Raw genomic sequence first — 14,906 nt, forward strand, 5'->3', positions numbered from 1 at the left:
TATAATTGACAGTAAAAATATTACATGATATCCTAAATATGGATAGCAATAAGTCTAAAGTCCTATTTGATAGAGTCGATGTTATATTTTTCGTTGTGCATGAGGGTCTTGTCTATTGGAAGGAGCACACTATGAGTGCCATAGCAGGAGTGTACAATCGAGCTGGTAATTTCGTTGACATAGAACATGGCAGCATTCTTATGGAAGCCTTGCAGATCTATCCGGCTGATGCCATTTGTACTTGGTATGAGGATAATATATTTCTTGGCTGCCACTCACAGTGGATCACTCCAGAGTCTATCACGGAACAGCTTCCCTATTATGATTCTATAAGACAGCTAGCTATTACTTCGGATGCTATTATTGATAATCGCCAACAATTGTTTGAAAACCTGCAGGTACAGCCCGGTCAAAGAACAAATATGAGTGATAGCGAGCTGATCTTACTTACTTATGCTAAGTGGGGAGAAGCAGCTCCAAAGTATTTAGTAGGAGACTTCGCTTTTATGATTTGGGATGGAAGAGAAAGGAAGCTCTTTGGAGCGAGAGACTTTTCCGGTAGCCGAACGTTATATTTCGTGAATAGAAAGAGGCAATTTGCCTTTTGTACGGTTATTGAACCTTTACTAGCTTTACCAGATATGAAAAGAGAACTCAACAAGTCGTGGCTAGCGGAATATTTGGCCATAACAGGAATGGTAGATGTAGTCAGTGACTCTTCAACCGTTTATAAGGATATCGAGCAAGTGCCTCCATCCCACAGCATTTCTATTACTGGAGATCAAGTCAAACTGAAGAGATATTGCACAATATCAATGGAAGACCAGCAGCTTCAGTTGAAGTCGAATGAAGAGTATGTCGAAGCATTTCGTGAAGTATTTCAGGAGGCTGTGACATCTCGTTTGCGTACTCATCGTCATGTAGGTGCACAATTGAGCGGAGGACTGGATTCCGGTGCTGTAGTAAGCTTCGCTGTGAATGCATTACGCAAGAATAATCAATCCTTACATACATTTAGTTATATTCCCTCACAAGATTTTAAAAATTATTTGCCTAAGCGCTATTTAGCTAACGAGAGCCCCTTTATTCAATCCACTATAGAATATGTAGGAAGTATTAACGAGCATTATTGTGACTTTGCTGATAGGAACTCTTTATCTGAGGTTGATGATTTTCTTAAGATTATGGAAATGCCGTATAAATTTTTTGAGAACTCCTTTTGGCTTAAAGGAATGTTTGAGAAAGCCAGTATAGAAGGAGTAGGCGTATTACTGAACGGTGGAAGAGGCAACATGTCGATATCCTGGGGCCCAGCTATTGATTATTATGCAGTTTTGTTGAAGAAACTCAAATGGGCTCAACTAACCCGCGAGCTGCATCATTACAGCCATAATGCTGGAGGAAGCCGGTTGCGAAGGTTGCCCGAGATTACCAGAGTTGCGTTTCCTTTCTTAGATCGAATGTTTCCGGAGGGTGAACCTTATCAATATCCAACGTTAATCAACCCTGAATTTGCAAAAAGAATGGGTGTTTTCGAAAAACTCAAGGAATACGGAATTGATCGATCCGGCTGGTCTGCAGAAATGAATGCATATGAACAAAGGAAGAAGCACTTTGAAGACTTGTTTCATTGGAATGCAAGTAATACATTAGCGACCAAATTATCATTACGTTATTCCCTTTGGAAGCGGGATCCTACTAATGATATTAGAGTCATCCGCTTTTGCTTATCTGTACCCGAGGGGCAATATGTGCAAAACGGACTGGATCGGGCTTTAGTTCGAAGAGCTACAGAAAATTATTTGCCCGATAAAGTTAGGTTAAATCAACGAATCAGAGGGGCTCAAGGCGTCGATTGGGTTCATCGTATGATTCCGCATTGGAACGCATTTATAGAGGAAATTCAGCAGCTTAGTACCGATCCTTTGGCTATGGAAATTTTCAATGGTCCCGTCATATTAGCTGCTTTAACAAAGGCTCAAATGGGGGCAAAACCTGAACAAGCGAACGATCCGGATTATCGGATATTGATGCGCAGCTTGATTGTTTATCGGTTTTTGAAAGGTTTAGAATGATTTGGGAGGAGGTGATACAAATGGAAAACAGGAAAGAGTGGAAAAAACCGGCACTCGAAATGTTAGATGTACAAATGACGGAGGCTTCTACAACTGATGGTCCTGAAACTGATGAAGCATACATTGCAGGGATAAGATCAAAATTGCCTCGCTTTACTAGCTAGGAACTTTATTGTTAATTTTAATTTGGAGTAGACCCTTATACATCAAAGCGAGTATAGGGGTTTCTCATATTGTGATGGAAACGATTTGGAGTGAATACCATGTTAGAGCATACAACTCAATATAGATATATAGCGTTTGGCTTAATTATTTCAAGCGAGATTCTCTTACCGGAGCTTCAGCCTATAAGCCATTCCGTCGGCAAGGTAGATGTTGAGATAAAGATTGATGATAGAGTTAATTATAAGGAAGAGCTTGCGGATAACCCCTATGAACATATAGTGAAGGATCATGCCGTCCTATTCTTTATTCCCGATCATGCCTTTTTCTCTATAAGTGACGGACGTACCATAACGATCTTTTCTCTACCAGAAGCGGATTATGACTTAATTCGTCTCTATATACTTGGTTCATGCATGGGTGCCTTGTTGATGCAAAGAAGCATTTATCCCTTACATGGGAGTGCAGTGGAGATTGATGGTAAGGCATATGCTTTTATAGGAGAGTCAGGCGCAGGAAAGTCCACATTAGCTTCAACCTTTTTAAAACAAGGCTACAGACTGGTTAGTGATGATGTTATTGCCATATCCCTATCGCCATATGACCATTCACCGATCGTCACGCCATCTTATCCGCAGCAAAAGCTTTGGCAAGAAAGCTTAGATCATTTGGGAATGGATGAACATAGGTATCATTCTATTTTTGGCAGGGAGAAAAAATATGCGATTCCGGTTTCAACTAGCTATTACACAGAGCCATTGCCGCTTGCCGGTATATTTGAGCTAGGAAAATCAGATAGTGAACAAATTGATTTTCGTCCTATTAAGAAGCTAGAGCGGTTCAAGACCCTGGTTACTCATACCTACCGTAATTTTCTTATTCCCCAATTGGGTCTTAGGGAGTGGCACTTTTCCACCTCCGCCAGCATCATGAAACATGTGGATATGTATTATATTCGTCGTACTGTAGTTGGCTTTAGCGCTTCGCAGTTAGCCGATTTCATTCACGATACGATAAGCAGGAGGAATCATTATGTATAATACGCAAGAGGTAACACTTCAGGATGTGGTTAAACAAGCTGAAGGAACAGTTGTAAGTGAAATGGATGGAGAAATGGTTATGTTAAGTATTGAGAAGGGTAAGTATTACAATTTAGGTGAGATTGGCGGAAAGATTTGGGAGCTTATCAAGGAGCCAACGGCGGTTCATAAGGTTGTTCATATTTTAACTACGTTATATGAAGTGGAATTATCAGAATGTGAAGCCCATGTCATCTCTTTTCTTGACGAATTGTTAAAGGAAGAGCTTGTTTTAATTAGGGAGTAAATGATGCTAAGAAAACTAAGAACATTGTGTTCTTTAGATATAAAAACGTTGTGCTTGCTATTGGAAGCCTTCATCTATTTAGGATGGGCGCGTGTTCTTATCTTATTGCCGTTCTCAAAGATCGCTCCATCTCTGGGCCAGAGCATGCAGGAGACCTCCTTCTCATTGAATGGTGATTGCTTGGTTGTATCAAAAGACTTACAACGTGCTATTCAAATCATGAGCAGACATACCATATGGGAGAGCAAATGTTTAGTCAGGGCGATTGCCGGATTGAAAATGTTGGAGAGACGTAGAATTGAAAGCACCCTATATCTGGCTATAGGTAAGGACGAAACAGGAAAAATGATTGCACATGCTTGGCTGCGGTGCGGTTCCTGTTATATTACAGGCTCAGAAGGTATGGAGAGATTCACAGTTGTTGGCAAATTCGCTAAGACAATTATCTAGCACTGAAGGAGATATCAATGGGTAATAAAGAGCGTCTCCATTGGGGCAGTCTTTCCAAAGAGTTAAGATTGTTGCTGTTTATGATGGGTCCCGAACAGAAGGATGCTAACCATCAAAATGATATGGAGCTGTTTCAAAATATTGATTGGGAGCATTTCCTTAATTTAGTAAGTCATCACCGATTATTTTCACTTGTATACAAAAAAATAAGAACTCTCGATAAGCAATCGTTTCCCACGCAGGTTGTACAGACATTACAACAAGAGTATAAGCTTAACACTTATGAGATGCTGCACTTAAGTGGGGAGATGGAGCGTTTATGCAGGCAGCTTAGTGAAGCATTGATTGATTGCTTATTTTTGAAAGGCCCTATTCTCGCAACAGAGCTATATGGGGATCTATCCCTGCGTTCCTCCTGTGATCTAGATATACTTGTACATCTCAAGGATCTGGATCGAGCTGAGCAGCTGTTGCTAAACCAGGGGTATGTTAAAGACGATTATTTCTCTACAAAAATGAATGATTGGAAATGGAGACATCACCATATCACTTTCATACATCCTCATAGAGGGATTAAAGTTGAGGTGCATTGGAGGCTAAATCCAGGTCCTTCCATAGAGCCTTGCTTCGAACAGCTGTGGGAGCGGAAGCGAGCGAAGGCCATTAAAAATGGTACTTTATATTTTTTAGGCAAAGAGGATCTGTTCCTGTTTCTGACTTCACATGGAGCTCGTCACGGCTGGTCGCGACTGCGCTGGCTTGTGGATATAGATCGACTATCCAAACAAAGTTTGGATTGGAATCACTTAAACGGTCTTCTTCGAAAATTTGAAGTTTCTCATGTCGCCGGGCAAGCTCTTATTTTATGCACGGAGCTATTACATACACCTCTTACATCGAGTATGCTCCCGCTCACGGAGAATAGACAGGCAAAGAGGCTAGCCGTAGATGCGTTGTTCTATCTAAGACAGATGGTCAATCTGCATACTGATCCTTTACCGGATGATGTGGCTAAATTTCATAAGCTTCATTTATTTGCATTAAGGGGGATTCGCTCTAAGCTTCTATTTATTATCAGCTTTCTTTACCCTTATCCTATCGATGCCGAAACCTTACCTCTGCCCAAGGGAATCCAATTCCTTTATTTCCCTTTACGGCCATTGTTATGGCTTTGGAGGACTACAAGGAAATATGCTACATCCGGGAGGATTTAGAGTGAAGCAGATCATATATTTTACGAAACAACTATATGCGTTTACAGGGAAGCTGCTCTATATCAATTTAATTGGAATGGTACTCATAAGCTTCATGGATGGGATAGGGATTATCCTTCTAATACCATTGATCAGTGTGAGTGGAATTCTGGATGTTAACACATCAACATCACCCGTTGAGGGTGTGTTTCAATTTCTGCAGCAGCTTCCTGCAGCAGCTAGCTTGCCAATAATATTAGGCATTTATTTAGTGTTAGTTCTTGGCCAGTCTTTCTTGCAGAGGAATCTGACCATTCAAGATGCCAAGATTCATACCCGGTTTATTAACCATTTGAGGTTACAAACTTATCGTGCCATACTTCAAGCCAACTGGAGCTTTTTTGTTAAAAAAAGAAAGTCAGATCTTGTCCATTCCTTAACTGGGGAGCTCGGACAGGTTACTGGAGGAATTCAATTATTTTTGCAGCTGCTTAGTTCGATTACATTCACATCCATCCAACTTGCAATTGCTTTTTGGTTGTCTGCCAAGGTAACAAGTTTTGTGCTGATTTGCGGGTTCCTTCTACTGCTATGCTCCAGAAAATTTATTTATAGGTCAAAGGCGCTTGGGGGACAACTGCAAGAGATGGCGAAGAGCTATCTTGCTGGAATCACGGATCATTTTAATGGTATTAAGGATATTAAAAGCAACAGGCTGGAAGCCCCACGATATGAGTGGCTTCGTACCTGGTCCGCTCAAATCGAGAAAGAACGTATCAAGCAAGTCAAACTAGCAACACATTCACAGCTATTATATAAAATTTCATCAGCGGTGCTCATCACCATATTCATCTATGTTTCTATAACGTTTTTTCATTCCGAGCAAGCACAGATGGTAATGATTTTAGTTATATTCTCTCGGTTGTGGCCACGGTTTACTAGTATCCAATCCAATATGGAATCCATTGCTTCGATCCTACCTGTGTTTAAAACATTAATTGAACTGCAAGAGGAATGTAAGGAAGCAGAGGAATTAATGGATATCGAGCTGCAGCCTGACGGTAAAATAGATTTGATAAATTTGCAGCAAGGAATAACATGTAATCAAGTATATTTTCGCTATAGCTCAGAGGGAGCTTTATATGCACTACAGGATGTAAATGTAACGATCCCTTCTCTTCAAACGACGGCTATCGTAGGAAAATCAGGTGCAGGAAAAAGTACATTAATTGACATATTAATGGGATTGACTCGACCAGAAAAGGGTCAAGTGCTTCTAGATGACACCCCGCTTACAACGGATAATTTAATGTCATTTCGTCATATGATCAGCTATGTCGCTCAAGATCCTTTTTTATTCAATGCAAGCATAAGAGAGAATCTGCTAATGATTGCACCGAGAGCTACTGAACAGCATTTGTGGGAAGCGTTAGAATTTGCGGCCGTGGACGATATGGTTCGCAAGCTTCCACAAGGATTAGATACCTTCATTGGGGACCGTGGAGTAAGACTCTCAGGCGGCGAGCGGCAACGGCTGGTATTAGCTCGAGCCATATTGAAGAAACCTTACATACTGGTTTTGGATGAAGCAACGAGTGCTTTAGATACTGAGAATGAAGGCAAAATTCAACAAGCGCTCGAAAAGCTTAAAGGCAAGATGACGATTATTGTAATTGCTCATCGACTGTCGACGATACGCAATGCGGATCAAGTTATTGTTTTGGAGGAAGGGAAAATCATTCAAACCGGAAAATTCGATCAACTGGCTGAGGAAAAAGGTGGAGTGTTCGCTAGTTTGTTAGGAAATCAAATGCCGGCATAAACATGAAATAACAATATAACGAGTTCTTAGGGGGTAATCATCCAATGAATATCATTCCCAAAACGATCCACTATTGTTGGTTCGGCGGAAATGAAAAGCCAGATATCGTGAAACGATGTATGGACAGCTGGGCTCGTTACCTGTCGGAATATGAATTTGTCGAATGGAATGAAAATAATTTTGACATTAATTGCAACATGTACGTCCGAGAAGCTTATGAAGCCAAGAAATTTGCCTTCGTAAGTGATTATGCCAGGGCTCATGCCCTATATCACTTTGGCGGAATATACTTGGATACAGATGTTGAGGTATTCAAGTCGTTTAATGATTTACTGCATCATGAAACGTTCTGGGGGTTTGAGCAGGAAAACTATATAGCAACCAGTACAATTGGCGCTGCTAAGGGTAGTCAGTTATTGAAGCAGTTTGTAGATTCTTACGAGGGTATAGGTTTTAAGAAAGAGGATGGCAGTTACAATGACTTGACCAATGTTGCCATGATTACAGTAATTCTACAAAAGCTGGGGCTGCAGCTCAATGGAGACTATCAAGAAATCAAGGGCGTGGGTGCTTTTTACCCCCAGACATATTTCTCACCTTATGATTATATTAATTGCAGAAAATTCATAACAGACAATACTTATGCGATGCATTATTTTCATAAGAGCTGGCTGCCGCCAAAAGTAAGATTAAAGAGCAGCATCAAGCACTTAGCCGCAAGAGTTATAGGTGGTGATAATATAGCGCGAATACGCAAATTAGTAACAAGAGCATAGGAGTCCACATGATGAAGAATATAATGATTGCTTCTTATGACATGGAAGTGGGCGGTGTTGAGCGAAGTCTCATCAGCCTGCTTGAGAATTTTAATTACGATCAATATGCCGTGGATTTGATGCTCTATCGTCATCAAGGCGATTTTATAAATATGATTCCATCACGTGTACATTTACTAGAAGAGGTTTCAGCGTATACAACCTTCAGAAAGTCTATCCGTGAAATTTTCCAAGAAAAACAATATGCCATTGGGGTATCGAGAATTTTATCAAAATTGGCAGCTGTATTTCAAGGTAAAATCAAACATATAAAAGAGTCAGGTTACTACCAAATGCAACTTATGTGGAGATATGCGCTGCCTTTTTTGCCTAAAGTGGAGAAAGAATATGATATTGCTATTAGTTACTTATGGCCTCACGATTTCATAGCAAAGAAGGTTAAGGCACGAACGAAAATTGCATGGATACACACAGATTACTCAACCGTGGATACCCATGTTGAAATGGACCTTAACCTGTGGAATCAATTTGATCACATCATTGCAGTTTCAGAGGCGTGTAGAGAAGCTTTTCTAACTAAATACCGTTCTCTGGAACACAAAGTCAAGGTTATCGAAAACATCACCTCTCCTCTATTTGTTAGGAATATGGCCAATAACGAAGTTAATGACTCTATTGCATCTGATTCTCGGTTCAAGCTTGTCACAGTCGCACGATTGTCGAGCGCAAAAGGGATTGACCTAGCGATTGGTGCACTGAAGCTGCTTCAGGATAGGGGCTATGGGGATCAGGTCGTATGGTATGTTGTTGGGTACGGTGGGGACGAGGTTATGCTTAGGGAGCTAATTAAGAGTAACAACCTGACAAGCAGTTTTATCTTGTTAGGGAAAAAAATCAATCCTTATCCATATATAAAAGATTGTGATTTATTTGTTTTACCTTCGCGCTATGAAGGAAAGGCAGTGACCGTAACAGAAGCAAAAATCCTCGGCAAGCCGATCCTAATTACCAACTATTCTACGGCTCCCAGCCAGATTAATGATGGGGTAGACGGGGTTATCTGTGAATTGAGTGAAGCGGGGATAGCGGCTGGGATTGAAAAGTTAATGAAGAACGCTGAGTTAAGAAGAGACTTAACAAATTATTTAGAAGAGCAGGACCACAGTAATAATGATGAAATAGACAAGCTTTATCGATTGATGGGTGCTTAAGTTATGGAAATCAAAGTTAGTGTTATCATTCCTGTTTATAATGCGGAACGTTACTTGGTAACTTGTATCGAATCTCTTTTAAATCAAACGATTCGAGAATGTGAGTTTATCTTTGTCAACGACGGCTCAAAGGACAAATGCATGGAAATAATTGAGCGGTATCAACAAATTGATGATCGCATCAAGCTGATTAATCAAACAAACCAAGGGGTCAGCATTGCGAGAAATAATGGATTAAAAGCTGCTGTAGGTGAATACATCGGGTTTGTCGATGCGGATGATTATATCAAAGAAGAAATGTTTGAGGTGCTTTACACTGCTGCCAAACAAGGCAATTGCGATGTGGTAATTTCGAATTATGAGAGCGAAATGAATGATCACTTGGTCGTTACACGGTATCCATTTCCAACCGATTCCATTTTAAGAAGCAGTTATATCGAAGAAGAGCTGCTCACCTATTTTCTAAAGAAAGAAGATTTAAATACGGTTTGCAGCAAGCTTTATAAGCATGAGACGATCCGTACATTTAAGGTTGAATTTCCCGGACATGTTGCATTAGGAGAAGATGGTATGTTTAACCTGAGGGTTTTCAGACATGCAGCAGCCATTCAATATATGGATTACACTGGCTATCATTACCGTGAGGTCGCGGGCAGTGCCACTAGAAATATCAGTGAGAAGGATTATTTTCAGAGAGCATTGGAAGTGTATAAACAGGACTTAACTGATGTGATTGGCGAGAATTTGGATAAGGTCAAGGTAGAGCAATTAAAATCCATCAAATTAATTCATAGCGTAATGTCTTATATCCATATTTATTTTACTCCGTCTCCAGAGATGGTATTCGGCAGAAGATATGCCATTGTCAAGAAAATGATAGGTAATACACATGTCCAACAAACACTCCCTATATTTTATGATGAAATGTACAGCTCATTAGGCCGATTTGACAAATGTATGGTGAAATTGATGCAGCGTAGGTCTACGTTAGGTTTGTACTTTCTAACAGCTTATAGCAGATTAAGGAACAAATAAGCAAAGGGGTCTTAATAATGAAAATTATGATGTATGCCCATGACGGGAGCTTAAATCGAGGCTGTGAAGCTATTGTTCGTTCATCGACTTCGATTATTAAAGAACAAATTCAGGGGGCTCGGGTGTTTTTGGCTTCGGGTAAGCCTACAACTGATAAAATTATTACAAATCTGGACGGCATTTACGATGGATCAGCAGTGAGCATCAAGAAATATTCCTATGATTGGTTACTATCATCCGTGAAATTTAAACTTTTTAACGATGAAACGTATGCCTTTGGAAGAATACATAATAAGATCATTAAACACATTGATAATATGGATGTATGTTTATCCATAGGTGGTGATAATTACTGCTATGGAGAACAGCCTGGCTGGTATGAGATTAACAGGCGTGTGAGGACTCAAGGAAAGAAATTGGTACTATGGGGATGCTCGATTGGTCCCGAGGATCTTTCCCCCAGGAAGTTAGAAGACTTGAAAAGCTTCGATCTTATCCTTGCCCGTGAATCGCTTACGTATGAGCTTTTGGTTAGTTGTGGTCTTACCAATGTAAAATTGTGCGCAGATGCCGCTTTTACTATGGAAAAAGAAGAATTGCCGCTGCCAGCAGGTTGGAAGGAAGGTAAGATGATAGGTCTTAACTTCAGTCCACTTGTTTGGAAAAGAAGTCAAAACTCTCAAACAGCAATCAGAGATCTCATTTCTCATATTTTACAGACGACAGACCTGGTTATTGCCCTTACACCTCATGTTATCGAGGCAGATAATGATGATTCTGAAATTTTGAAGAACTACTATGAAGAATTTAAGTCCACAGGAAGAGTAATCCTACTCCCTAATGATTTGAATGCTATGCAGTATAAAGGATATATTGCCAGAATGAGGTTTTTTATTGGAGCCCGAACTCATGCAACGATCGCCGCGTACTCCAATGCTGTTCCGACAATGGTGTTGGGCTATAGTGTGAAATCAAAAGGCATAGCCAGAGATATTTTTGGCGAAGAAAAATTAGTTCTTGGTATCGAAGATATAGCAAACAGCAGCAAGCTCATCGCCAAAGCGGATGAAATGTTCCGCGAGGAAGAGGCCATCAAAACACATTTAGAGCAAACCATCCCTCAGATCAAAAGAATGTCCTACAAAGCAGTAGAATATCTGAACGAATTAGTTCAATAGATTGGGGTATATGATGAAGAAAGAGCTATTATTTGTGATACCAAGTTTAACCTCAGGCGGTGGAGAGAGAAGCTTAGTAAGTTTGTTAAGTAAAATTGACTACGATCTATATAATGTTGATTTATTTTTATTAACTCACGATGGTTTATTTATGGATCTCTTGCCCAGCGAAGTGAATCTTATACCGTTATCCGAGGAATACAAGTTGTTCACATTACCAATAGTACATTCCATGAGAAAGCTTTTGATACAAGGCAAGCCATCATTAGCCTACAACCGGATCATGTTTTCCATGAAAAATAGATATTCGGATAATCTCTCTAAAAGAGAACAATACAATTGGAAATTTATTTCAAAGTCGCTGGATCGGTTACCCAAAAAGTACGATGTTGCCGTTGGCTTCTTAGAAAAAACATCGATTTATTTTTGTGTGGAAAAAGTAGATGCAGACAAAAAAATGGGCTGGGTACATACCGATTATGATAAATTGGGAATGGACACCAATATTGATAATGAATATTTCAGTCAATTGGATCATATCATCACGGTCTCTGAAGAATGCGCCAACATCTTAATTAGGAGTTTTCCCGAGCAAAAAGAAAAGATAGCGGTTATTTACAACATTGTATCTCCCACAATGATCAAAAAAATGGCTAATGAGACGAATCACGATCTATATCTAAAAAAAGAAGATGAGGTCATTATTCTCTCTATAGGTCGTTTGCATAACCATAAAGGATTTGAAATGGCCGTAGAAGCTTGTAAGAAAGTAATAGATCGTGGGTACAAAATCAAATGGAATATTATTGGGGACGGGGAAGAACGAGATAAACTGACTCAGCTCATCAAGGCGAATGAACTGCAAAACACGTTTATTTTATTAGGATTAAAGACGAATCCGTACCCATATATAAAGCAAGCGGATATTTATGCACAAACCTCAAGAGTCGAAGGGAAATCTATCGCTATTGACGAAGCCAAAATTTTAAATAAGCCTATTCTTGTAACCAATTTCAGCACGGCTAGCGACCAGATCAATGATAACGTTGACGGTCTCATTGTTGAGATGGACTCAGATGCTATCGCAAATGGAATAGAGAAGCTTATTGTTGAGAAGAGCTTAAGAGAAATGTTTATAAAAAATCTAGCTGGATTACAATTAGGGACCGAACAGGAGATTGACAAGCTTTACGATCTAATTAAATAAACTAGGTGGTTACTTGTGAAAAAAAGACTGCTATTTATCATTAATAACTTGGATTGTGGCGGAGCGGAGAAGGCACTCATATCGTTGCTGGAAACAATAGATTACGCTAGTTATGAAGTCGATTTATTTTTATTCAAGCATCATGGTTTGTTCTTCAACAGTATCCCCAAACAGGTCCGTTTGTTAGCGGAGCCAACTCATTATAAATATTTTGATATGTCGATCAAGAAGGTTTTTGTGGAATGTTTGAAAAAGGGCAAGCTCAATATTGCTTTATCGAGAGCTTGTGCAGGTTATATTTTTAAAAATGAACGCAATCGGGCTGTGTGTGATCAACGTGTTTGGACGTATATAGCCCGAACGCTGCAGGGGATTGATAATCAGTACGACGCGGCCATAGCATACTTGGAAAAAAATCCTATATATTTCTGTATCGATAAGGTTCATGCAGTTAAGAAAATAGGCTTTATACATAATGATTATGACAAGCTGGGAATGGATCCTAAGCTGGATCTTGTATATTTTACTCAATTGGATCATCTAGTTACTGTTTCCGAGCAGTGTGCTGTTGTGCTCAAGCAAAGATTTCCCGAACTTGAGAACAAGATTGAGGTTATGCATAATATCGTATCTCCTCCGATCATTCATAACTTGGCTTCCATCGAAATGGATGATTGCAAAACTTCAGGAGTGAAGCTGATATCTGTTGGAAGGCTTGTGTATCAAAAAGGATTTGATTTGGCAATTGAAGCGTGTAAGGATTTAATTCAGAATGGTTATCCCGTGACTTGGTATGTTATTGGTGAAGGTGAGGATCGCTCCAAGCTGGAGCAGCTGATTGCGGACCATAAGCTTCAACAATCCTTTATTTTATTGGGCACAAGAGAAAATCCTTATCCATACATTAAGGAAGCGGATATTTACGTCCAGCCATCCCGATTTGAGGGCAAATCGATTGCTTTGGATGAAGCAAAGATATTGCACAAACCGATAGTTGTCACGAATTATAGTACGGTAAACGACCAAATTACGCATGAATTCAACGGTTTGATTGTCGATATGGATGCTGCAGCGGTAGCTGAAGGAATTAAGAGGCTGCTGGATCTGCCAGAATTGAAATATAAGTTAACCGCTAATCTCTCACAGGAGAAGCAGGGCACAGAATCAGAAATTAACAAATTGTATGCGTTAGTTGAATAGCAGGAAGAGGATGCAATGATGATCATTCAAATCGTTGGTGGGGTGCTGCTTGGTATCCTAATAATCATATTTTCGGTCGATCTCATTTTTATAGGTAAGGATTGGCTAAGTCGAATCTATATTGGACGTTTTAGTGACAAGCAGCACTGGAATCGATCGATTACAGGAGTAGGTTTAGATTGGCTTAGTAACACACCCAAAATAAAAGTGACTGATAATACAAGATTAGTGGCCATTGATATGATTAAAGGAAACTATTCCAGCAGCGCTATTCAACATTGGCAAGAAGCATCTCTACTGTTGGGTTTATCGGAATATATAAAGGTCCAGGATGACGGTAAAGCCAATGGAAGAATAGAATCCTATCTCAGTAAGAAATTCGATCGTGAGGGTCAATGGCTACATAAGCCAGTCCATGTAGATGGTGCTATCCTGGCATACGCGATTATGAATCTTGGTGATAGCTATACCCATACATATAAAAAAGCACTGGATACTATGTGGGAATTGATTCAGCAGCATATCGGAAGTGACGGCACAGTGGCATATCGAAAAACGATGCAGAATTATAGATATGTCGATACCATAGGCTTCATTTGCCCTTTTCTTGTTGCATATGGAATCAAATATAACAAATCGGAATGTGTAGACTTGGCTGTTAAACAGATACGTGCCTATGAGGAGTATGGCATGCTGCATGAGCTTTTCATACCTTGTCATGCATATAGGTTAGATAGTAAAACACCTCTTGGACTGTACGGTTGGGGACGAGGAATGGGCTGGTTTGCTATTGGCTTAATTGATGCCTGGAAAGAGCTTCCCGAGCACCACACCTATAAATCAGTCTTAAGTGAAACTATAAAAAGATTCGCCAAAGCGATCATTCCTCTCCAGCAGCCCGATGGGAATTGGAATTGGACAGCTACTAGAGAAGAATCTCGACCAGATTCCTCAGCTACTGCTACGCTTGGTTGGTTTTTGCTTCATGCATCTAAAATCGAGGGAATTTCTGAGGAATGTCAACATAGCTTCGACAAGGCAATCAGCTATTTAATGAAGGTGACCAGAAGAAATGGAGTGATTGATTTTTCCCAAGGGGATACCAAAGATATTGGGGTGTATTCAATGCTCTTTGATCTCCTTCCATTTACCCAAGGATTCGGTATTCGAATGATAAATTATGATCAGGTGGCAGACAAGACATAAAGGGGTTTTACTAACATGGAGTTCTGGGTGATCGCGGTTGTTTCAGTACCACTGGTTGTATTTCT

Annotated in this window: 14 protein-coding genes; all 14 read left to right on the plus strand. The window is 40.0% G+C overall.

The features are described from left to right. Positions 1–131 precede the first annotated feature (131 nt). The 14 genes from BM210_RS10145 (at position 132) to BM210_RS10205 (ending at position 14,841) form a co-directional block, all read left to right on the plus strand. Positions 132–2,075, plus strand: a complete 1,944-nt coding sequence (locus tag BM210_RS10145; protein WP_091167526.1) for a lasso peptide isopeptide bond-forming cyclase — start codon at positions 132–134, stop codon at positions 2,073–2,075. 20 nt (positions 2,076–2,095) lie between these two features. Continuing rightward, positions 2,096–2,239, plus strand: coding sequence for a paeninodin family lasso peptide (locus tag BM210_RS34275; RefSeq protein WP_143101026.1), 144 nt, complete (start codon positions 2,096–2,098; stop codon positions 2,237–2,239). A 99-nt stretch (positions 2,240–2,338) separates the two neighbouring features. Continuing rightward, positions 2,339–3,277 (plus strand): HPr kinase/phosphorylase, encoded by a 939-nt coding sequence (locus tag BM210_RS10150; RefSeq protein ID WP_091167527.1) that lies wholly within the window; start codon positions 2,339–2,341, stop codon positions 3,275–3,277. Then, positions 3,270–3,563, plus strand: coding sequence for a lasso peptide biosynthesis PqqD family chaperone (locus tag BM210_RS10155; protein ID WP_091167528.1), 294 nt, complete (start codon positions 3,270–3,272; stop codon positions 3,561–3,563). Before BM210_RS10150 ends, BM210_RS10155 begins: the two co-directional genes overlap by 8 nt. Beyond that, positions 3,564–4,013, plus strand: a complete 450-nt coding sequence (locus tag BM210_RS10160; RefSeq protein ID WP_091167530.1) for a lasso peptide biosynthesis B2 protein — start codon at positions 3,564–3,566, stop codon at positions 4,011–4,013. A gap of 17 nt (positions 4,014–4,030) precedes the next feature. Beyond that, complete coding sequence (locus tag BM210_RS10165) at positions 4,031–5,227, plus strand: nucleotidyltransferase domain-containing protein (RefSeq protein ID WP_091167532.1); 1,197 nt, start codon at positions 4,031–4,033, stop codon at positions 5,225–5,227. A 1-nt stretch (position 5,228) separates the two neighbouring features. After that, positions 5,229–7,028 carry an ABC transporter ATP-binding protein gene (locus tag BM210_RS10170; protein ID WP_091167534.1) on the plus strand — a complete coding sequence of 600 codons (1,800 nt, stop codon included), beginning with the start codon at positions 5,229–5,231 and terminating at the stop codon, positions 7,026–7,028. A gap of 44 nt (positions 7,029–7,072) precedes the next feature. Then, positions 7,073–7,804, plus strand: a complete 732-nt coding sequence (locus BM210_RS10175; RefSeq protein WP_091167535.1) for a glycosyltransferase family 32 protein — start codon at positions 7,073–7,075, stop codon at positions 7,802–7,804. Between the two features lie 11 nt (positions 7,805–7,815). After that, positions 7,816–9,015 carry a glycosyltransferase gene (locus tag BM210_RS10180; RefSeq protein ID WP_091167537.1) on the plus strand — a complete coding sequence of 400 codons (1,200 nt, stop codon included), beginning with the start codon at positions 7,816–7,818 and terminating at the stop codon, positions 9,013–9,015. A gap of 3 nt (positions 9,016–9,018) precedes the next feature. Next, positions 9,019–10,050 carry a glycosyltransferase gene (locus BM210_RS10185; protein ID WP_091167539.1) on the plus strand — a complete coding sequence of 344 codons (1,032 nt, stop codon included), beginning with the start codon at positions 9,019–9,021 and terminating at the stop codon, positions 10,048–10,050. Positions 10,051–10,067: 17 nt separating this feature from the next. Next, a complete protein-coding gene (locus BM210_RS10190) occupies positions 10,068–11,228 on the plus strand; it encodes a polysaccharide pyruvyl transferase family protein (RefSeq protein ID WP_091167541.1) in 1,161 nt (386 codons plus the stop codon). Positions 11,229–11,241: 13 nt separating this feature from the next. Next, a complete protein-coding gene (locus tag BM210_RS10195; protein WP_091167543.1) occupies positions 11,242–12,435 on the plus strand; it encodes a glycosyltransferase in 1,194 nt (397 codons plus the stop codon). 15 nt (positions 12,436–12,450) lie between these two features. Next, entirely contained in the window at positions 12,451–13,635 is a 1,185-nt protein-coding gene (locus BM210_RS10200) for a glycosyltransferase (RefSeq protein ID WP_091167545.1), read from the plus strand. A gap of 18 nt (positions 13,636–13,653) precedes the next feature. Next, positions 13,654–14,841 carry a glycoside hydrolase family 88 protein gene (locus tag BM210_RS10205; RefSeq protein ID WP_091167546.1) on the plus strand — a complete coding sequence of 396 codons (1,188 nt, stop codon included), beginning with the start codon at positions 13,654–13,656 and terminating at the stop codon, positions 14,839–14,841. Positions 14,842–14,906 lie beyond the last annotated feature (65 nt).

The sequence above is a fragment of the Paenibacillus sp. 1_12 genome (assembly GCF_900114475.1).
Classification (GTDB): domain Bacteria; phylum Bacillota; class Bacilli; order Paenibacillales; family NBRC-103111; genus Paenibacillus_S.